Source organism: Halomonas llamarensis, from assembly GCF_023555005.1.
Lineage (GTDB): Bacteria > Pseudomonadota > Gammaproteobacteria > Pseudomonadales > Halomonadaceae > Vreelandella > Vreelandella llamarensis.
In genome coordinates this window covers 64,267-85,261 of sequence record NZ_JAMJPJ010000004.1, presented here as the reverse complement: position 1 = coordinate 85,261, position 20,995 = coordinate 64,267, and the positions used below count along the sequence as shown (strand labels likewise).

Below are 20,995 nucleotides of genomic sequence, written 5' to 3'. Positions count from 1 at the left end.
TAATAGTTTCAAATGAAACAAGTTTGATCCTGGTCAAGTCAGACGCTGATTATCGCAACGATACTGCAGGTATTCACTCGAAGGGAGAAGACCATGACGTATCCCCAATCTAAAGCCCCTAAAAGCCGTCCCTCCTGGTGGGAGCGTATCAGTGAGCGTTGCTACCGGGCTTCCACACCCACCCTGGCGCGAGGTATGCAAAATGAGTCGCCGGATGCCTTTCAAGCGGTGGTCAGCGATATCACGATGCCATTGGATGCCTCCTTCGAACAGGAAGTCGCCAAGCAACTGGCACAGGGAACCTATGCTGGTTTTCGCCCCGCCAAGTCATTGATGCCGGTAATGGTACAGCGCTTCGGTCTGGTACTCGAAAACCTTGGTGAGGAGCAAAAGCCTCTTGAAGACACCTGCAATGCATGCCCTGTAGTGGGCCATTGCTGGAAGACGCTGCGCTACTCCACCGATATCGAGACCTTCCGTGACTTCTGCCCCAACGCCGAGGCGTTCGATCGGATGGGGGCTCAGGTCGACGAATAACCGGGCTAGCCCTTAGCAATGGGAATGGCGGTTTCTTCCTTGATATTACGCAGCACGAAGTTGGAGCTGACCTGGGAAATACCGTTAAGGGTGAAGAGTTTCTCGTTGAGAAAGCGGTCATAGGCTGCCATGTCCTCAATCACCACGCGCAGCACGAAGTCGGCGTTACCGGTGGTGGCGTAGCACTGCAGCACTTCTGGGTACTGCAGGATACGATTTTCGAATTCGGCGGTATTGTCGATATGGTGGCGAACCAGCGTCACCATCACCAATGCCGATAACGGCTGGCCCACTAGGCTGGGTTCCACCAGTGCCGCAAAGCGACGAATGACGCCACTCTCTTCCAACGCCTTTACGCGTCGCCAGCAGGCGGCAGGGGAAAGGCCTATCTGTTCGGCAAGCTCATTGTTGGTAATGCGCCCCTGTTGCTGAAGCAGGGTAAGGATGCGCTGATCATGCCTATCTAACGTGATTTCTTTGGTCACTTCTTTCATAGGGCTATTTCATTTATTTGTGGTTTGTTGAATATCATTGCGTTAAACCGCAAAAAATGAAAGTAATAATTAATAACCAGGGTTTTGAAGAGTGAATTAGCAAGCACCTTTAGTGCGCTCTTGGCTAGACTTCAGGTCATTACAACCATAATTTTTCGACCTGACTGGTGACACCTCATGACGACCTCTCCTCGTGTTGATATCACGCTCGATGACTATGCGCTGGCCGACCGCTATAGCCGTGGCCAAGGGCGTATCTTTCTGACCGGCACCCAGGCACTGGTGCGTATCGCCCTGCGCCAGGCTGAGCTCGACCGTCGTGACGGTCGCCAGACGGCGGGGCTGATCAGCGGCTACCGGGGTTCGCCCCTGGGTGGCGTCGACCAAGCGATCTGGCAGGCCAAGGCCGCCATGGATGAGCATAAGATCGACTTTGTCCCTGCCATCAACGAAGACCTGGCCGCCACCATGATGCTGGGTTGCCAGCAGGTGGAAACGGACCCTGACCGGCAGGTCGAAGGTGTCTTTGGCATGTGGTACGGCAAAGGGCCGGGCGTTGACCGCGCGGGTGATGCTTTGAAGCACGGCAATGCCTACGGCAGCTCGCCCACCGGCGGTGTGCTGGTGGTGGCCGGTGACGACCACGGTTGCGTGTCGTCCTCGATGCCGCACCAGTCGGATGTCGCCTTTATGGCATGGTTTATGCCGGTGGTAAGCCCTGCGTCATTGGCGGAATATGAGCGCTTTGGGCTGTGGGGCTATGCCCTTTCACGCTTCTCGGGGTGTTGGGTGGGTTTCAAAGCCGTGTCTGAAACCGTCGAGAGTGGCGCTTCAGTCGAGGTGCCTCCCTTGCCAGACTATGTAACGCCCGACATCGAGGTGCCGGAGGGTGGGCTGCACTACCGCTGGCCCGATTTGCCGGGGCCACAACTCGAGACTCGCATTGAGCACAAGCTGGCCGCCGTGCAGGCGTTTGCCACGGCGAATCCGATTGATCAGTATCTGTTTCGCCAAGAGCAGACGACCTTCGGGCTAGTCACTACCGGCAAGGGTCACTTGGACTTGCTTGAGGCGCTGCGTTTACTGGGGCTGAATGAAGCGAAGCTGCGTGATCTCGGGATAGAAATATACAAGGTTGGCATGGTGTGGCCACTCCATCGCCCCGGCATCCTTGAGTTTATTCATGACAAGCGTGAGGTGCTGGTCATTGAAGAGAAACGCGGAATTATCGAAAGCCAGTTGAAGGAGTACATGTCGGAACCCGATCACCCCGGTGAGGTCATCATTACCGGTAAGCAGGATGAGACCGGTAAACCGCTGATTCCCTATGTCGGAGAACTGAGCCCGCGTCTCTTGGCTGGCTTCGTGGCAGAGCGCCTGGCGCGCTTTTTCGGGGTTGATTTTAGCGACAAGCTGGCAACGGTTGATGCTTGCCAAGCGGGCGTTAAGGAACTCGGCGGTGTGCGCCGCATGCCCTATTTCTGCTCAGGTTGCCCGCACAACAGCTCGACCAAGGTGCCCGAAGGCAGCAAAGCCCTGGCGGGTATTGGTTGCCACTTTATGGCCTCTTGGATGGACCGCAGCACCGAATCGCTGATCCAGATGGGTGGCGAAGGTGTCAACTGGGTGGGCAAGAGCCGCTTTACCGGCAACGGCCACATCTTCCAGAATCTCGGCGAAGGCACCTGGTTCCACTCGGGTTCAATGGCGGTGCGCCAGGCAGTGGCTGCCAACGTCAACCTCACCTACAAGATCCTGTTCAACGACGCCGTGGCCATGACCGGCGGCCAGCCGGTGGACGGCCAGATCAGCGTGCCCATGATCGCCCGCCAGTCGCTGGACGAAGGGGTGCGTCGGGTGATGGTGGTGAGCGACGAACCGGAAAAATACCGCGGTCATGAAAAGGAATTTCCCGAAGGCGTGACCTTCCATGGGCGTGAGGAGATGGATACGTTGCAGCGTGAGTTGCGCGAGATCCCCGGTTGCACCGTACTGATCTATGATCAGGCCTGTGCGGCGGAAAAACGTCGCCGCCGCAAGCGTGGCCTGCTGGAAGACCCGGCGCGCCGGGTGTTCATCAACCACCACGTCTGCGAAGGCTGTGGCGACTGCTCGGTACAGTCTAATTGCCTGTCGGTGGTGCCTCGCGAGACCGAGCTGGGTCGCAAGCGCAAGATTGATCAGTCCTCCTGCAACAAGGATATGTCCTGCGTAAGTGGTTTTTGTCCCAGCTTTGTCACCGTGGAAGGCGGCGAGCTACGCAAAGGCCAGGGTGTGGCGGCGGATAACGCCTTCTGGGAGCGCATTTCACGGTTGCCGTCCCCGGCGCTTGCCACTCTCCAGGCGCCTTATGACCTTCTGGTAGGCGGTGTGGGTGGCACCGGGGTGGTCACGGTCGGCCAGCTGATCACCATGGCCGCGCACCTGGAAGGCAAGGGCGCCAGTGTGCTCGATTTCATGGGCTTCGCCCAGAAAGGCGGGGCGGTACTTAGCTACGTTCGCCTGGCACCGCAGCCTGGCGAGCTGAACCAGGTGCGTATCGAAACCGGCCAGGCCGATGCCTTGATCGCCTGCGACATGGTGGTGGCAAGCTCGCAGAAAGCGCTCAATGTGCTGCAGCCGACGACCCGAATCGTCGCCAACCTAGCCGAGCTAGCCACCGCGGATTACGTCCTGTATCGCGATGCCGACATGCAGCCTGACAAGCGCCTCCAGCTGCTGCGTGATGCCGTGGGTGAGGCGCGTTTCGCCACCCTGGATGCCAATCGCCTGGCCGAACAGTTGCTGGGGGATACGGTCTTTTCCAACATGATGCTGCTGGGATTCGCCTGGCAGCAAGGGCTGGTGCCGCTTTCCGAGCCAGCGCTGCAGCGTGCCCTTGAACTCAACGGTGTGGCGGTGGAAAAGAACCGCCAGGCATTCGCCTGGGGGCGTCTGGCGGCAGTCGAGCCCGACTACCTCCAGCAGCGCCTGGATGCCGTGCCGCTACCCACGGGCGCTACCTTGGACGACGTGGTAGCGCGAAACGGCCGTTACCTGGAGCGTTACCAGAACCGTGGCCTGGCCGAGCGTTACGCGGCGAAGGTGGCCAAGGTGCGTGAGGCCGAGGCGCCCTTGGGAGGTGGCGAAGCATTGAGTGAGGCAGTCGCTCAGCAGCTCTACCGCCTGATGGCCTACAAGGATGAGTACGAAGTGGCGCGGCTGTACACCCAGAGTGATTTCCTCGACGAGGTCAAGGCTACCTTTGCCGGGGATTATCAGTTGACCTTCCACCTGGCGCCGCCGCTGCTGGGGGGACGCAAGGATACCCAGGGGCGCCCGGTAAAACGCCGCTTCGGCCCTTGGGTGCTGAAAGCCATGGGGGCGCTGGCGAAAATGCGCGGTTTGCGCAACACCGCCCTCGACCCGTTCCGCTTCAGCGCTGACCGTAAGCTCGACCGAAAGTTGCTGGCGGATTACGAGCAGCTGATTGATGAGTTAGTGATGCGTCTTGATGGCACTAACCATGCCACTGCGTTGGCGCTTTCCAAGTTGCCGGAAGAGGTGCGTGGCTATGGCCCGGTACGTGAGCAGGCTGCCGATAAAGCCGCCGAGCGTCAGGCCCGGCTGCTCAAGGAGCTGCGTGAAGACAAGCCGGTGAGCATTGCCTCAGTGGCCTGATTCCGGTTTGTTGCCGACGGCCTGAGCCGGTGCTGCGTCGTGACGCACCAGGCTCAGGTAGCTCACCAGCGCCAGCAGGCCGGATGCACCGATCGCCAGGGCCATGGTACGCGAGGTGCCGTCATGCAATTGCCCGACCACGCCGCCGACCACGGCGGCGATGCTCATCTGCAGAAAGCCGAATAGTGAGGACGCCGCCCCGGCACAGTCGGGGTTGGGCGCAAGCGCACCGGCCATGGTCTGCGGCATGAGAATACCCACACCTATCATGAAGATGACATGCGGACCGACCACCGCCCAGGGAGCAAAGACCCCGGCGATGGCCAGTGCCGCCATGCTGCCTCCCCCCAATGCGCACAGCAGCGTTCCCCGCTGTATCAGGCGGTCGCGCCCCAGGCGGTGGCTATAACGACCACTGAGCAAGGTCCCGGTGAAAAAACCGGCCACGATCAGGATAAAGAAAAGCCCGTAATGCAAGGGCGCGACTCTCAGAAACTCGATCAACACGAACGAGGAACCGGAAAGATAGGCGAACAACCCGCAAAAGGCGGTGGTATTGGTCAGGGTGTAACCGACGAAGGCGCGCTGGGTGAGCAGCATGCGGAAATTGCTGAGGATGGCGCTCGGATGAATCGATTGGCGGTGGTCGAGAGGTAATGACTCGGGCAGGGCCAGGCTGAGGATCAGCAGCATCACGCCGGCATACAGGGCCAGCACCACGAACACCGACTCCCAACCGAAGAACACCAGCAGCCCGGCACCCACTAAAGGGGCCAGTGCTGGCGCCAACGCCATGGTGCTGGCCATGTAGGAAAGGATTCGTCCGGCTTCCAGCGGGCCGTGGATATCGCGTACCGCCGCTCGCCCCAATACCGGGCCGGCCGCGCCGCCGAAGGCTTGCAGAAAACGCCCTGCCAGCAACACCTCGATGCTAGGCGCAAAGGCACACAACAGGCTGGCCAGCAAAAATAGCGTAATTCCCCCGACCATGATCGGCTTGCGGCCGAACCGGTCGGAAAGCGGTCCGTAGAGTAGCTGCGCCACGGCGAACCCCGCCATATAAAGGCTGAGGGTCAGTTGTACTTGGTCGGGGCCGGTATTCAAGGCGTCGGCCATGGCCGGCATGGCCGGCAGATACATGTCGGTTGCCAAGGGGCCTAGCGCCGTCAGGGCAGCGAGCACCGCTACGGTGGTGGGGGACGTAAGCTTCAGCACCCGAATCTCCTTGGGCAGCCAGGAGTGCTCGGGGCTGCCTTGAAAGCAATGGAACGAGAAGTGGGTGCGACCCTGAGGGGCACACCCACTTAATTAGCCTGCTTATTGTAACCGCAAAACGCGCGTCTGTTTAGTTGGCGTTCGTCTGGTCAGTTGGTGTCAGGCTGTTCGCCTGGCGCTGCCAGGCGGAACGCTTCCAGGGCGCGACAGTTGGCGGTAATGCGTTGGATGGTCGGATACGCTGCCAGGTCGCATTCAAAGCGTTCGGCGTTGAACACCTGGGGGACCAAGCAAAGATCTGCCAGCGTCGGGGTATCCCCATGGCAGAAGTCGCCAGTACCGGCGGCCGGTTTGAGCATCGGCTCCAGTGCATTGAAGCCTTCGATGACCCAGTGGCGATACCACGTCAGCTTGTCCTGCTCACTGACGCCCAGCTCGCTGACCAGATATTTCAGCACCCGCAGGTTGTTGAGCGGATGCATTTCACAGGCGACCAGCTGTGCCAGTGCCCGCACCCGGGCGCGCTCCTCGATATGTTCGGGGAGCAGGGCCGGGGTGGGGTAACGCTCGTCAAGGTATTCGCAGATCGCCAGCGATTGCGTGAGCGGCACGCCTTCTTCGGTCTCAAGTACAGGCACCAGCCCCTGGGGATTGAGCGCGCGGTAAGCATCATCGTGGTTCTCGCCCTTGACCAGGTTGATCGGGGCCTGAGCATAGTCCAGGCCCTTGAGGTTAAGCGCGATGCGTACCCGATAGGCGGCCGACGAACGGAAATAGCCATGTAGTGTCGTCATGCGAGTTGTCGTCATGCAAACTCCTTAGGCCTTGGGCTGATACTTCACTACCTGTTGGTCGATGGTGCCGAAAATGTTGTTGCCGTCGCGGTCGAACATCTCGATGCGCACCCGGTCACCGAAACGCATGAACGAGGTCTTGATTTCATCAAAGAGAATCTTTTCCACCATCCTGATTTCCGCAAGGCAGCTATAGCCTACGCCGCCGTCAGTCACCGGCTTTCCGGGGCCGCCGTCCGGGTCGGGGTTGGAAACCGTGCCCGAGCCGACGATGGCACCGGCACCCAGGTAACGCGTCTTGGCGGCGTGGGCGACCAGCTGCGGGAAGCTGAAAATCATATCGGGTCCGGCTTCGGGCTCGCCGAATTTCTCGCCGTTGAAATGCACGGTCAGCGGTAAATGCACCTTGCCTTCCTGCCAGGCGTCACCGAGTTCGTCGGGCGTGACGCAGATCGGCGAGAAGCTTGAAGCCGGTTTGGCCTGGAAGAAACCGAAACCCTTGGCGAGTTCGCCCGGAATCAAGCCCCGCAAGCTGACGTCGTTGACCAGCATGACCAGCTTGATATGACCGGCGGCCTGTTCCGGGGTGACGTTCATGGGCACATCGTCAGTGATCACGGCGATTTCACCTTCGAAATCGATGCCGTGCTCTTCACTGACGGCTTCGATGTCTTCGGTCGGCGCAAGGAAGCAATCGCCGCCGCCCTGGTACATCAAGGGGTCGGTCCAGAAGGTGTCCGGCATCTCGGCACCGCGTGCCTGGCGTACCAATTGGACGTGGTTGAGGTAAGCGGAGCCATCGGCCCAGTGGTAGCTGCGCGGTAGCGGTGAGTGCAGCTTACTCTGATCCAGGTCGAAAGCTCCTTCGGCCTTGCCGTCATTGAGCTGGGCGTAAAGCGCTTCAAGCTTGGGTGCGAAGGAATCCCAGTTCTCGATGGCTTGCTGCATGGTGGCGACAATGCCGGTAGCGCGCACGGCGCGGGTTAGGTCTTTCGAGACCACGAGCAGTTCGCCGTCGCGGCCGGTGTTGAGAGTAGCGAGTTTCATCGTTGTTCAATCCTTGTCGTCAGGGTGATATAGGGTTCAGGGCTTGCTCGGGTCGAAGTGCGAGCGCAGGGTCGACCACACATCGACGTAGTCGCGTTGACGAATATCGGCGTTCAGCGCCGTTTCAGTCGGATGGTAGACGTAGCGGCTCTCGAACATGAAGGCCATGGTATCGCTCTGATGCTGGGGTGTCAGATCAGCATTGGTGGCCTTCTCGAAGGTGTCGGCGTCGGGGCCGTGGGGCGACATGCAGTTATGCAGGCTAGCACCGCCGGGGGTGAAGCCTTCCGCTTTGGCATCGTATTCACCGTGAATTAGACCCATGAACTCGCTCATCAAGTTGCGATGAAAGTAGGGTGGGCGGAAGGTGTTCTCAGCCACCATCCAGCGCGGCGGGAAGATCACGAAGTCCAGGTTGGCCGTTCCCGGCGTATCGGATGCCGAGGTCAGTACGGTGAAGATCGACGGGTCGGGATGGTCGAAACTTACCGTATTGATGGTGTTGAAGTTGGCCAGGTTGTACTTGTAGGGCGCGTAGTTACCGTGCCAGGCCACCACGTCAAGCGGTGAGTGCGAAAGCTTGGTTTCCCAGAAGCGCCCGGAGAACTTGGCCACCAGCGAGTAGTCGCCTTCCAGGTCTTCGTAGCTGGCCACGGGGCTCAAGAAATCCCGCGGGTTGGCCAGGCCGTTGGCACCAATAGGGCCGAGGCCGGGGAGTTCCAGAGGACTGCCATAGTTTTCGCAAATATAGCCGCGAGCGCTATCAGCACCGCCGCTCAACCGCACTTGGAACTTGATGCCGCGGGGAATCACGCCAATTTCGCCATTGGCAATATCCAGCTCGCCCAACTCGGTTCTCAAGCGGAGCGTGCCCAGTTGCGGCACAATCAGCAGTTCGCCGTCGGCGTTATAGAAGAAGCGCTCGGTCATGTCGCGGTTGAAGGCATACACATGTACCCCGACGCCGCTTTGCGCGTCGGCATCGCCATTGACCGCGATTGTCAGCAGGCCGTCGATGAAATCGGTGGGCTCATTGGGCACCGGTAGCGGGTCCCAGCGCATCTGGTTGGGGTCGGCTGCGGGCTTGGCCAGCGGCGCGGTGGCTACCGTTTTGTCGGGCAGCGGCTGGTAGGCGCTTTGAGCCACCGAAGGGTGGATGCGGTAAAGCCAGCTGCGCAGATTCTGGTGGCGCGGTGCGGTGAACGCTGAGCCGGTGTATTGCTCGGCATACAGGCCGTAAGGGCAGCGCTGTGGCGAGTTTTGCCCTTTCGGCAAAGCGTTGGGAAGGGCTTCAGTGGCGAAGTGATTACGAAAACCGCTTTGATATTCAAGCATTTCAGTATTCATGAAAACCTCTTTTCAACCTTGATGCAGGGGATGTTGTGGGGTTATGGGTTGCTGTGTCGTCACGGCTTGTTCGGCAACGCCCAGCGCTTCTTCAAGCACCTGCTGGTCACCGATATGGTTGGCCAGCAACAGGATCAAGCGGGCATTGATGCGTTCGCTTTCTTCGTCGCTATGCTCGCGGTGGGTGGCTGTCAAGGCTGCGTAGAAAGCATCCGGTTGCGTTAAGTTGGGGTTGAGTTCAAGCCGTGGCATAGCGTTTCTCCACTTCGTCGAGATGAGCGCCCAGGGCGCAAGCAAGGGCGCTTTCTACCGCCTCGGCGGAAACCTGGGCCCAGCGGGCGGTGACGTGCTGGTCGGGGCGCAAGAGATAGCCGGCGCCGCCACTTAGTCGATAGCGCTCACGGACCGACCCATGAACATCGTCGATCACCAGGCTGCGGGGCAATTCACTCAGCTCGGCGGGGGCCGGCCCCAGGATCACCAGGTCCAGGTCGTGTTGGACGTCAAGCAACGCCTTGAGCTCAGCGCCCAGGGTGGTCGCCCGATCGCTTTCGACGCGGCCGTCAAGCAGCAGCACGAAGCGGTCGCCGAACTGATTGAGCAGCCAGGCAGCGTTGCCGTCCTTTTCGATTGGAGCATCCTTGGCTGGGGTTCCGGGGCGCAACTCATCGGGAAAGCCGACATCATCGGCACCGTTGAGCGGTGACGCATCGTAGTAACAAGGCAATGACAGGCGGCCGCTGTTAACCAGGCTGCGGGCGAAGGGATAGTGCTCCGCCAGTTCCAGCGTGGTATCGCGGAACAGTCGGCTGACACGGCTCTTGGGCGTGATGAAGTCGGTGGCCCGAGTGGAGTTGAGAATGTTTTCCTTGGCACCGTGCTGGCGCTCGATGTTGTAAGTCTCGAGCAAGGCCTGGGGTGCTTGCCCCTTGAGCACTCGCGCCAGTTTCCACGCCAGGTTGTCGGTGCTCTGGAGGGCGCCATTGGCACCGCGAGCACCGAAGGGCGACACCTGATGCGCGGCATCGCCCATGAAGAGCACCCGATTGTGGATGAAGTTGTCCATCATGCGGCAGCGGAAGGTGTAGACGCTGGCCCATTCCAATTCGAACTCGACACCCTCGCCGAGCATCTGCTGCACGCGGGGGCGAATATTCTCTTCTTTCTTTTCTTCTTCCGGGTCGGCATCCCAGCCCAGCTGGAAATCGATACGCCAGACATTGTCCGGCTGCTTGTGCAGCAATACCGATTGGTCGGGGTGAAAGGGCGGGTCGAACCAGAACCAGCGCTCGGTGGGAAACTCGGCTTTCATCACCACGTCGGCAATCAGGAAGCGGTCATGAAATACCTGGCCTTTGCTTTCCAGCCCCAAGATGTCGCGAATCATGCTGTTGGCGCCGTCGGCCACCAGCAGGTAGTCACAGCTCAGCTGGTAGTTGCCGTCTTCGGTGGTGACTGAAACGAGGGTGCGTTCAGCCTGGCTGTCCACCGTGGTGACCTTTTGCATCCAGCGCAGATCGATTCGATCCTTGAGCTCGTCGGCGCGGTTGACCAGGTATTCTTCGAAATAATACTGCTGCAGATTGATGAAGGCGGGTACGCGGTGGCCTTCTTCGGGCAGCAGGTTGAAGTCATAGACTTCACGTTCCTGGAAAAACACCCGGCCGTGTTGCCAGGTGACGCCCTTGTCCAGCATCGGCTGAGCGGCCCCCAGTCGGTCGAGAATTTCCAGGGTGCGCTTGGAAAAACAGATCGCTCTTGAACCCACGCTCACGGTGTTGTTGTCATCCAGCACGACGCTGTGGATGCCCTGCTGGGCCAGGTCGATGGCGACAGCCAGGCCGCTGGGGCCGGCGCCGACGATAACGACCGGGCAATGGCGGACGTCGCTGCGATCCAGTTCCGGCGGGCGATGGTAGGGATAGACGGGATTTTTGTAGGTTGTCATCAATGTAACTCTCCCATGGCATCGCCGTGGCACGCGGCCAAGCGATGCGTCCTGCTCCCGGCTAACCGGGAGCTAACGACTATTAAGTCTTTCGATGATTGTTTTTTGATGATTAGCTTTCGAGAACGTCCTGCAGCGAATGCCACATTTCAGTGTCACGCTCGGCGGTCCAGATGCGTGGATCCGGATGTTCGCCGCCAGCTTCGTCATAGCAGCGCGTCACATCGAACGGCAGGCAGTGATCGAAGATCACCCAGTGGCCGTACTGGGGCTTGAGTTTGGCGTAAGTCTCGGCATAGCACTCGGAAAGGGGTTTGCCAGCCGCCTTGCCTGCCTTGACGCTTTCATACATGTCGGCGAGGAAATCGCGGGTGCCTTGAATCGCTTCTTGACATTTTTCTGGGGTTTCCAGGGCATCGCCGCGGCCGGGTACCAGCTTATGCGGCTGCATGGCTTGCAGGCGATCCAGGGTGGCGGGCCAGTCTTCGTGATAGGCGTCGCCGGTGTAGGGCGTGGCGCCGTATTCGACTAGATCACCAGCGAACATGATTTTTTCTTCAGGCAGCCAGACGATGGTGTCGCCCTTGGTGTGGCCGCGCCCCAGATGGATGATGCGCACTTCGCGCTTACCCATGAAGACGGTGAGTTCTTCCTGGAAAACGATGGTGGGCCAAGTCAGGCCGGGTACCGATTCGACGCCCTGGAACAGGCGCGGGAAACGACCGACTTCGGATTCGTAATCCTGCTGACCGCGTTCGACGATCAGGTCGTAAGTGTTCTGGCTGGCATAGATGTTTTCAGCGTTATACGCCGAGGCACCCAGTACGCGTACCGCATGGTAATGGGTCATCAGCACATGCTTGATCGGCAGGTCGGTGACTTCACGAATACGGCGGATCACATCCTGCGCCATGATCGGCGTGGCCTGGGTGTCGATGACCATTACGCTGTCGTCGCCAATGATGATGCCGCTATTAGGGTCGCCTTCGGCGGTATAGGCGTAGAGCCCTTCTGCCAGCTTGGTAAAACTGATGTTTTTTTCTTCTGTATCGGCGTGGGAAGCGAACTTCTTGCTCATGTTATCTCCGGTGCTGTCAGGGTGGTCCAGGTATTCATTGGCATGTTGTATGTCAGGATGATAGTTTCTAATGAAACTATATGTCCAGTGGCCAGTCTGCTTTATTCGTTAGCTAGCAAGGCGTTTGGCGTTAATCGCGTTGATAAATCGGGTTTTTTAATAATTTAAGACATAAGTATATGATGTATTTTTCGCAAATTAGTTGCGAAAGAAATTATCTATCGGCATGGTGGAAACGGCAGGATGCCTAGGGCTGCGTCTCTTTTCCGCCTACTACTCAGCAAGAGCCAGCCACGACAACCATACGGCGCAAAGGCGCCTCACCCGTGACGACGAGGTAAAAAAATGAATAATTCAACCCGCCTGATGGTCGGCGCTGTGGCAGCGTTTGGCTTGAGTTTTGGTACACAAGCCTTGGCCCAGACCACGATTACGGTCAGCACTTGGGGAGGGCCCAACCATGGGATTAACACCATGGTCTGGCCGACCTGGAAAGCGTGGATCGAAGAAGCCACCGATGACCGCGTGACCGTCGAGGTGATTCACGACATGGGGCCGCCAGCGTCACAAATGGCCTTGGTAGCGGATGGTGTCGCGGATGCCAGCTGGATCTTTCATGCGCATATGGCGGGTCGTTTCCTGGCGACTCAGTTACCTGAATTCCCGACGTTCGAAGAGTTTTCTTCCGAAGATGCCTCCGCTGCTTATTGGCAGACCCATCAAGAGCATCTGGCTCAGGCGGGTGAACATCGTGGTATCGACGTCATGGCGATGGGGGTGCATGGCCCGGGGCAAATCTTCACTCGCGATCAGGTCGAAGATCTCGACGGCCTTGACGGCAAGCGTCTACGTGTTGGGGGCGGCGTGATGAGTGGTCTCGCCGATGCGATGGACGTGATCGGAGTGGCTCTACCGCCGACCGGTGTCTATGAAGCGGCTTCGCAAGGCGTGGTTGATGGCGCCATGCTGACGTTGGAAAGCCTGAAAAGTTTTCGTGTGGCGGAAGTGGCTCCGCATACGTTGACCGTGGACGGTGGTTTTTACCGCGGCAGCTTTGCCATCGTGGTCAATCCAATGGTCTGGGACCAGATGTCCGAGGAAGACCGCGAGGCCGTGCATAGTGTCTCCGGCGAGCCACTCTCCCGGTTGTTCGGTTACATGATGGATGTTTCCGACGAGCGCGGTGTCGAGTTTGGCAAGGCGGAAGGGCAGACCTTCACGCCAGTACCCGAAAGCGATGTCGCAATGTTGCGTCAGGTTACCGATCAATTGATTGCCGACTGGTCCGAGTCCGTCAGCGAGCGTGGTGTTAAGGCAGAAGAGGCGTTGGCGTATTTCTATGATCAACTGGACGCTGCCGCTAATCAGGACAGCATCGCACCACGCGTCTTGGAGCGTTAACCACTGGTCCCGGGAGACTCGATAATGCAAGACCCTGACGAGTCGCGGGTCGAACGTCGGCAAGGTCATGCAATTCGGAGTGGTTCGGTATTCTGGTGCTCATCGTTATCGTGATCGAGATCAGTTTGATCACACCACCGGTGGAGGTGAGCGTTTTCGTGCTGCAGGTGGTGTTGCCAGGCGTGATTGCCGGGACAATCTTCCAGGGCGTGACACCTTTCTAGGTCGCCGGTACGCTACGCGCCCTACTGGTACTGGTGTTTTCGGGCATCGTACTGTTCTTGCCACAGCTGCTGTATCGACGACAGTGTTAACCGATGGGGAAATGACTTAATGGACGCTAACCACAAGCCTTCGGATGATGAAGAAGGGGGACAGCACGCCTCTTCTTCTGGGGAAATGCGTACTAGGGCTGAATTGGATCTTAATCAATTCCTTCCTTATCGGCTCAATAACTTAGCTGACCGAATCAGTCAGGCGTTAGAGACGCTTTATGCCGAGTCTTATGCACTCAACATCGCCCAGTGGCGTGTGCTTGCCTGGCTTAGCCACTGTGATGACTTAACCGCAAAGAAGGTTTGTGCCTACACCAATATGGATAAGGCGCGGGTGTCTCGCGCTATTCAGTCGCTAGAAGATCGTGGACTGATAATCCGCACGCCATCACAGCAGGACCAGCGACAACATGACTTACAGCTAACCGACGCCGGGCAAGCGCTGCTCAATAAGCTAGTGCCCGAAGCTCAAGCGTGGGAGGCGCAGTTAGTTGAGACATTGTCGGTAAGTGAATATCGCGACCTGCTCCACACCATGGGCAAGCTGGAGCGTCAGTTGGATAGGCTTGGCTAAAGGTTAAATACAGGGTAATCAAACCAAGACGGTGGATGTTGGCTGCTTTTTCAGTGGCGTGTCATTCGTGTCGAAAAAAATATGTTTTATGTAACGAAAAAGAGGACTATAAATTATCTGCCAACAGGCGTTGATATACGCTATAAGAGGTAGTTTTTTAAAATAACTACCTGTAATTAAAGTGAATTAATTTTAATGCTACTTAAGTATTAGCATCTATTAGTCGATGGATCGTTGCATAAATCGCGTGTCTGCAGGCATTGTTATAGGTGAAGCGATTCATATATATTATATTTTATAAAAATAAAGTATCACGTTTTGTGCTCCCAATTCGTGATGACCAGAGGAAAGAAAAATGAATAAAACAACAAACCTGATGATCGGTGCTATCGCCGCTGCGACGCTGAGCACATCCGCCTTGGCCCAGACCACCATTACGGTAAGCACTTGGGCGGGTCCCAATCACGGGATTAACACCATGGTTTGGCCGACCTGGAAGGGCTGGATCGAAGAAGCCACCGATGGCCGGGTAACCGTCGAGGTCATTCATGATTTAGGCCCGCCGGACTCGCAAATGGAAATGGTGGCCGATGGTATCGCCGATGCGACCTGGGTATTTCACGGCTACAACGCAGGGCGTTTCCTGGCGACCCAGCTGCCGGAGTTCCCGACTTTCGAAGCCTTTTCCTCGGAGAATGCCTCTGCTGCCTATTGGCACACTCACCAGGAATACCTGGCGCAAGCCGGTGAACACCGGGGTGTGGATGTCGTGGCTGCCGGTGTCCATGGGCCGGGTTGGATCTTCAGTAGCGACCTGTACGAGACGCTTGACGATCTTGAGGGCGAGCGTATTCGCGTCGGTGGCGGTGTGATGGGAGATCTCTCCAACGCGCTCGGCCTGACCGGTGTAGCCTTGCCTCCAACCGGTGTCTACGAAGCCGGTTCTCAAGGGGTCATCGACGGGGCCATGCTGGTGCCAGAAGGTCTACGTAGCTTCCGTGTGGCGGAAGTCTTTCCCCATACGCTGATGGTCGATGGCGGCTTCTATCGCGGTAGCTTCACCATCGTGGTCAATCCAATGATTTGGGACCAGATGTCCGAGGAAGACCGCGAAGCCGTTCAGGAAGTCTCGGGTGAGCGTTTGTCACGTCTGTTCGGTTACATGATGGATGTTTCTGATGAGCGTGGTGTCGAGTTTGCCGAAGAAATGGGCCACACCTTTACTTCCCTGGGTGATGAAGACCTCAAAACCCTGCATGGTATCAGTAATGACTTGATAGAAACGTGGTCTGAAAAGGTCAATGATCGCGGTGTGGATGCCGATGCTGCCCTGGAATACTTTCACCAACAGCTCAAAGAAGCTGCCGAACAAGACAGCGTTGCACCCCTGGTGCCGCAGTCGTAATTATCCTTCGCCACCTGGAGGGCGATAATGCAGACCTTGACGCGTCGCGGGTCGAGCGTCGGTAAGGTCATGCAATTGGGGCTGGAGGGTGTGGCGGGCGCCACCCTCTTTGCCTTGATGCTGCTGACCACCGCCGATGTCGTCGGCCGTTATTTCTTTAATGCTCCTATTCTTGGCACCGTCGAACTCACCCAGCAGATGCTGGCGGCAGTAGTGTTTCTGTCGTTGCCGGTGGCTTGCTGGCGGGAGGAGCACATCAGTGTCGACCTGCTGGACGCGGTATTTCCGGCGCGCTTTATCTGGTTGCGCCAGCTGATCGTCAACCTGATAGTCGCTCTGGCGCTGTGGGTGATCGCGGGTCGCGTTTGGTCTTTGGGCGAGCGCGCTTTTGCCTGGGGCGATGTGACCGAGTTTCTGCGCATTCCCAACGGCTACCTGATTTACCTGATTTCCCTCATGCTATTTCTTTCTGCGCTGCTAACGCTGGGGCGAGCGCTGGGCTACCTGCTCGAGGGGATGGGCGTCGTCGAAAGGGGTGGGCCGGTAAGCTTAGCCGCCACACCCAACACCGCCAAATCTCAGGGAGGCACGCATGATTGAAGCACTCTACGGGTTTGCCGCCCTATTGGTTCTGGTGTTTCTGAGAGTTCCGTTGGCCTTCGCCATGGGCATCGTGGGGTTCGCGGGGTTTTACTACCTGACCGGCAACTGGAACGCAGCCGAAGCCATGGCGGCGCGTCGGGTGGTGGATACCGCCATGAGCTACGGCCTGTCGGTGATTCCGCTGTTCATCCTGATGGGCAACTTGGTCTCGCATGCGGGGCTCTCGGATGCGCTGTTCCGAGCCTCTAACGGCTTTCTCGGCCACCGCAAGGGCGGCCAGGCGATGGCGACGATTGTTGCCTGTGGCGGTTTTAGTGCTATTTGCGGTTCAAGCTTGGCAACGTGTGCCACCATGGGCCGAGTCGCTATGCCGCAAATGCGCAAATATGGCTACAAGGATTCGCTTGCTGCCGCTTCTATTGCTGCAGGTGGCACCTTGGGGATTTTGATACCGCCCAGCGTCATGCTGGTGATCTACGGCATCATCACCGAGACCAGTATCCGCGAACTGTTCGCGGCCGGCTTCATTCCCGGCATGCTGGGGATCGTGATGTACCTCGGTGCGGTGAAATGGGTGCTGTGGCGCGATCCGAGCGCTGGCCCCGCTGCCGAGAAAGTGCCCTGGGGCGAGCGGATATCGGCGCTCAAGAACGTCGGTAGCACCCTGGCGCTGTTCGTTCTGGTGATTGGCGGAATTTATCTTGGTGTGTTTACACCCACCGAAGCCGCCGGTATCGGCGCCATGGGCGCCTTCGTTATCGCCCTGCTCAAGCGTGCCTTGACGCCCCGGGTGCTGATGAACGTCCTGATGGACACGGTGCGCACCACCGCGATGCTGTTTGCCGTGGTGCTGACGGCCCTGATCTTTGCCAACTTTATCAACCGGGCAGGATTGCCAAACGATTTGTTGGCGTTGGTCAATAATCTCAATGTAGCACCCTTCGTGGTGATCCTGGTGATTATCGCGATCTACGTGGTGCTGGGCTGTGTGTTTGAAAGCATGTCGATGCTGCTGCTCACCGTGCCGGTATTTTTCCCGGTTGTCGCAGGGCTGGGTTACGACTTGGTGTGGTTCGGTATTCTGGTGGTGATCGTGATTGAGATCAGTTTAATCACACCGCCGGTGGGGATGAACGTGTTCGTACTGCGGGCGGTACTGCCAGACGTGAGTACCGGAACAATCTTCCGAGGCGTGACACCTTTCTGGGTCGCGGGTACGTTACGTGCATTGCTCGTGCTTCTCTTCCCCGCTATTGTGCTTTTCCTGCCGGAGTTGCTGTATTAAACGGCGTTATTAGTGCGGTTTTATTAGCACGGTTTTATTAAATAACCTGCTGGCGAAACAAACGGGTGACAGAGCGTATGCTCTGTCACCCGTTGTGCTTTTTGCCTTGCTTTTTTGTCTGGCTTTATCGGCTGAACCGTTACTGTCGCTTCGCGACCAGCGTTAGGATATCGTAACTGGCGACCAGCTCATCATGTTGATTGGTCACCGCCACATACCACATCACCACACCCTGCGGGTGACCATCGGGCGATGCCCGGCCCTGATCAATCTTGCGCTTGCAGGTGAGGCGGGCGCGGATGGTGTCGCCGACCAACACGGGCGTAATAAAGCGCAGGGTATCCAGGCCGTAGTTAGCCAGTACGGGTCCTTCGCCTGGATAAACGAACAGACCAGCCGCCGCCGACAGTACGAAATAGCCATGAGCGATACGCTGGCCGAATTGAGTCTCTTTGGCGGCAATGTCGTCGAAATGCATATAGAAGTGGTCGCCGGAAAGGCAGCCAAAATTGACGATGTCAGCTTCGGTGACGGTACGGCGGTGGGTTAACAATGATTCACCCACCTGTAGGTCGTCAAAGTGGCGGCGGAACGGGTGGACGTCAGTCTCGATCACCTTCGCGCCACGCACATATTGCCTTGTCACTGCCGCAACCATGGTGGGCGACCCTTGAATAGCGGTGCGCTGTAAATAGTGGTGAACCGCACGAATGCCACCCAGCTCTTCGCCACCGCCTGCACGGCCAGGCCCGCCATGTTTGAGCATCGGTAACGGCGAGCCGTGGCCAGTGGATTCTTTTGAGGCTTGGGCATCCAGAATGTGCAGGCGGCCGTGATGGGCGGCCAGGACGGGGATCATCTCGGCAGCAATGGCAGGGTCTTTGGTGGTCAGTGTGGTGACCAGGCTACCCTTGCCTTTGGCAGCGATGGCCAACGCTTCATTGATGCCGCGGTAGGGCATTAGCGTCGCGACAGGGCCAAAGGCTTCAATGTCGTGAGCGCCGCCGTCGTTCAACGGGTTGCGGTTGATCAGCAAGTGGGGAGCGATAAAGGCACCGTGTTCCACTCCCTGGCCGACAGGTTTAAAGCTGCCGTCTTTGCCGAACACACACTCACTGGTTTCCAATAGGCGTTCGATGGCGTCGTTCACGTCGTGGAGCTGATCACGCGACGAGAGGGCGCCCATGCGCACGCCTTCTTCATGAGGGTCGCCGGCGACGATGCTTGAAAGGCGCTCTTTGATCATGTTCGCTAATGCATCCAGGTGCTCGGCGGGCACTAACACCCGCCGGATGGCGGTACATTTCTGACCTGCCTTGGCGGTCATCTCTTTGACGACTTCTTTGGCAAAGATCTCGAACTCTTCGTCTTCCGGGCTAACATCCGGGGCCATGATGGCGCTGTTGAGTGAGTCTGCCTCGGCGTTGAACGGGATGCTCTTGGCCATGATGTTTGGGTGGCTTTTCAGCATCAAGGCCGTGGTTGCGGAACCAGTGAAGGTGACAACGTCCTGCTCTTCCAATTGGTCGAGTAAGTCACCGGCGCCGCCAATCACCAGTTGCAAGGCGCCTTCCGGCAATAGCCCCGAGTCGTTGATGACGCGCATGGCAGCTTCGGTCAGATAGCTTGTCGCCGTGGCCGGTTTGAAGATACACGGCATGCCTGCCAGAAAGGCGGGGGCGAACTTCTCCAGCATGCCCCAGATGGGGAAGTTGAACGCATTAATATGAACAGAAACACCGCGGCGAGGTACCAGAATGTGGCTGCCGTTGAAGTGGTTATCTTTACCTAATTGAGTCACCGGGCCTTCGTGGGCCACGTTACCGGAGGGCAGTTCCTTGCGCCCCGTAGAAGCGTAGGTAAACAGGGTGCCAAAGCCACCGTCAATGTCGATCCAGGAGTCGGCCTTGGTGCAGCCGGTGTGATGAGAGATAGCATAGAGCTCACGCTTGCGCTCTTGGATATAACCGGCCAGCGCTTTAAGAATGGCGGCCCGCTGCTGGAAATCCAGCGCCAATAGGTTTTTCACGCCGGTGTTACGGGCAAACGCCACTGCTTCGGCGAAGTTGATGCTTTCTTGGTGAGTATGTGCAACGGTCTCGCCATTGATGGCGCTGATCAGTGCTTTGGACTCGGTTTTTCCAAACCACTGGCCGGCGATGTAACTCTGTAAAACTGGCATTAAGTGTTCTCCCGCAAAACATAGACTAAGCCGACGGGGTCGCCGACTTTGAAGTAGGTGGGCTAGGGTCTATACCTCGTCATAGTCAAGCACCACCTTGTCGCTGATCGGATAGCACTGACAGGACAGTACGTAGCCAGCGTCTATTTCGTAATCTTCCAGGGCAAAATTGGCGTCCATTTCCACCTCGCCTTCGATGACTTTTGACTTGCAGGTGGAGCACACGCCGGCCTTGCATGAGAACGGGAGGTCTGCCCCGTGTTCGTTACCCGCTTCCAGGATGCTCTGGGTATTGCGGGGCAAGTCGTATTCAATGGTGCGGCCGTCGATAATCACTTTGATGTGCGATGTTTCAGCTTTTACCTGCTCGGCTTTCGTCGCCTGGCGGCGCTTGGCGCCTGCCGTCGGCCCTGTCGTGAACAGCTCAAAGTGTACTTTTTCCTTTGGCAAGCCATGTTGGGGCAGCACATCACGCACGATCTCGGTCATTTCTTGTGGGCCACAGAGGAACGCGGCGTCGAGCTTGGGTACCTCTACCCAGCGGTCAAACAGGGCATTGCACTTATCGGCATCAATCCGGCCGTTATACAGATCAATTTCCTGTTGCTCGCGGCTGAACACGTAAATGATGTTAAGGCGTTCCAGGTAGCGGTCTTTGAGATCCTGCAGGCGCTCGCGAAACAGCGTGCCCGTGGTGGAGCGGTTGCCATAGATGACGGTAAAACGGCTTTTCGGCTCGCTTTCCAGGGTGGTGGAAACAATCGACATGATAGGGGTGACGCCACTGCCAGCGGTCACCGCCAGGTAGTGCCCTTCACGACTGGGGTCGAGAGGCACGAAGAACTTGCCCTGTGGCGGCATGACTTCCAGGCGATCACCGGGCTGCAATTGCTGGTTGGCAAAGGTGGAGAAGCTACCGCCCGGCACCAGCTTAACGGCCACTCTCAGCTCATGTTCGTGAACGCCGGTGCAGATTGAGTAAGAGCGACGTATATCCTCACCTTCGATATCGCGGCGCAGTGTCAGGTACTGCCCTTGGGTAAAGCGAAAGGCGTCCAGCAGGTCGTCGGGAATGTCGAAAGCAATGGAAACGGCATCATGGGTTTCCTTGCGAACATCCTTGACGGTCAAGGCGTGAAATCGGCTCATG

Annotated in this window: 17 protein-coding genes and 1 pseudogene; 8 read left to right on the top strand and 10 right to left on the bottom strand. The window is 57.9% G+C overall.

Annotation, left to right across the window (positions count from 1 at the left end):
- Positions 1–93: 93 nt before the first annotated feature.
- Positions 94–537: a hypothetical protein gene (locus M8006_RS04355; protein WP_250080240.1), complete on the top strand. Its 444-nt coding sequence runs from the start codon at positions 94–96 to the stop codon at positions 535–537.
- Between the two features lie 5 nt (positions 538–542).
- Here M8006_RS04355 and M8006_RS04350 read toward each other — a convergent pair whose 3' ends face one another.
- Positions 543–1,031, bottom strand: coding sequence for an Lrp/AsnC family transcriptional regulator (locus tag M8006_RS04350; protein WP_250080239.1), 489 nt, complete (start codon positions 1,029–1,031; stop codon positions 543–545).
- 177 nt (positions 1,032–1,208) lie between these two features.
- Between M8006_RS04350 and M8006_RS04345 the strand changes: the two genes are divergently transcribed.
- Positions 1,209–4,691: an indolepyruvate ferredoxin oxidoreductase family protein gene (locus tag M8006_RS04345; RefSeq protein ID WP_250080238.1), complete on the top strand. Its 3,483-nt coding sequence runs from the start codon at positions 1,209–1,211 to the stop codon at positions 4,689–4,691.
- On the opposite strand, the gene M8006_RS04340 is transcribed toward M8006_RS04345, so the two are convergent.
- From M8006_RS04340 to M8006_RS04310, 7 genes are all read right to left on the bottom strand, one after another.
- Positions 4,680–5,906, bottom strand: coding sequence for a multidrug effflux MFS transporter (locus M8006_RS04340; protein ID WP_250080237.1), 1,227 nt, complete (start codon positions 5,904–5,906; stop codon positions 4,680–4,682). The genes M8006_RS04345 and M8006_RS04340 overlap by 12 nt on opposite strands.
- Positions 5,907–6,055: 149 nt before the next feature.
- The gene (gene maiA, locus M8006_RS04335) at positions 6,056–6,700 is read right to left on the bottom strand and encodes a maleylacetoacetate isomerase (protein WP_250080321.1); all 645 of its coding nucleotides are present in this window, start codon (positions 6,698–6,700) and stop codon (positions 6,056–6,058) included.
- Between the two features lie 24 nt (positions 6,701–6,724).
- Complete coding sequence (locus tag M8006_RS04330; RefSeq protein ID WP_250080236.1) at positions 6,725–7,747, bottom strand: fumarylacetoacetate hydrolase family protein; 1,023 nt, start codon at positions 7,745–7,747, stop codon at positions 6,725–6,727.
- Between the two features lie 36 nt (positions 7,748–7,783).
- The gene (gene hmgA / locus M8006_RS04325) at positions 7,784–9,094 is read right to left on the bottom strand and encodes a homogentisate 1,2-dioxygenase (protein WP_250080235.1); all 1,311 of its coding nucleotides are present in this window, start codon (positions 9,092–9,094) and stop codon (positions 7,784–7,786) included.
- A 12-nt stretch (positions 9,095–9,106) separates the two neighbouring features.
- Positions 9,107–9,346: a DUF2783 domain-containing protein gene (locus tag M8006_RS04320; RefSeq protein WP_250080234.1), complete on the bottom strand. Its 240-nt coding sequence runs from the start codon at positions 9,344–9,346 to the stop codon at positions 9,107–9,109.
- On the bottom strand, positions 9,333–11,042 hold the full coding sequence (locus M8006_RS04315; RefSeq protein WP_250080233.1) for an FAD-dependent oxidoreductase: 1,710 nt from the start codon (positions 11,040–11,042) through the stop codon (positions 9,333–9,335). Before M8006_RS04315 ends, M8006_RS04320 begins: the two co-directional genes overlap by 14 nt.
- A gap of 112 nt (positions 11,043–11,154) precedes the next feature.
- Entirely contained in the window at positions 11,155–12,120 is a 966-nt protein-coding gene (locus tag M8006_RS04310; RefSeq protein WP_250080232.1) for an MBL fold metallo-hydrolase, read from the bottom strand.
- 345 nt (positions 12,121–12,465) lie between these two features.
- On the opposite strand from M8006_RS04310, the gene M8006_RS04305 reads away from it, so the two are divergent.
- The 6 genes and pseudogenes from M8006_RS04305 (at position 12,466) to M8006_RS04280 (ending at position 17,663) form a co-directional block, all read left to right on the top strand.
- Positions 12,466–13,521 carry a TRAP transporter substrate-binding protein gene (locus M8006_RS04305; protein ID WP_250080231.1) on the top strand — a complete coding sequence of 352 codons (1,056 nt, stop codon included), beginning with the start codon at positions 12,466–12,468 and terminating at the stop codon, positions 13,519–13,521.
- Between the two features lie 80 nt (positions 13,522–13,601).
- Positions 13,602–13,835, top strand: a pseudogene (locus M8006_RS18345) (C4-dicarboxylate ABC transporter permease); the annotation flags it as partial.
- 85 nt (positions 13,836–13,920) lie between these two features.
- Positions 13,921–14,370, top strand: coding sequence for a MarR family winged helix-turn-helix transcriptional regulator (locus M8006_RS04295; RefSeq protein WP_250080320.1), 450 nt, complete (start codon positions 13,921–13,923; stop codon positions 14,368–14,370).
- A gap of 355 nt (positions 14,371–14,725) precedes the next feature.
- Positions 14,726–15,775: a TRAP transporter substrate-binding protein gene (locus M8006_RS04290; protein WP_250080230.1), complete on the top strand. Its 1,050-nt coding sequence runs from the start codon at positions 14,726–14,728 to the stop codon at positions 15,773–15,775.
- Positions 15,776–15,802: 27 nt separating this feature from the next.
- The gene (locus M8006_RS04285; RefSeq protein ID WP_250080229.1) at positions 15,803–16,375 is read left to right on the top strand and encodes a TRAP transporter small permease; all 573 of its coding nucleotides are present in this window, start codon (positions 15,803–15,805) and stop codon (positions 16,373–16,375) included.
- Positions 16,368–17,663, top strand: a complete 1,296-nt coding sequence (locus tag M8006_RS04280) for a TRAP transporter large permease (protein WP_250080228.1) — start codon at positions 16,368–16,370, stop codon at positions 17,661–17,663. The genes M8006_RS04285 and M8006_RS04280 overlap by 8 nt, the downstream gene beginning before the upstream one ends.
- A gap of 139 nt (positions 17,664–17,802) precedes the next feature.
- On the opposite strand, the gene paaZ is transcribed toward M8006_RS04280, so the two are convergent.
- Positions 17,803–19,845, bottom strand: coding sequence for a phenylacetic acid degradation bifunctional protein PaaZ (gene paaZ, locus M8006_RS04275; RefSeq protein ID WP_250080227.1), 2,043 nt, complete (start codon positions 19,843–19,845; stop codon positions 17,803–17,805).
- 69 nt (positions 19,846–19,914) lie between these two features.
- Positions 19,915–20,994, bottom strand: coding sequence for a 1,2-phenylacetyl-CoA epoxidase subunit PaaE (paaE, locus tag M8006_RS04270; protein ID WP_250080226.1), 1,080 nt, complete (start codon positions 20,992–20,994; stop codon positions 19,915–19,917).
- Position 20,995: the final 1 nt, after the last annotated feature.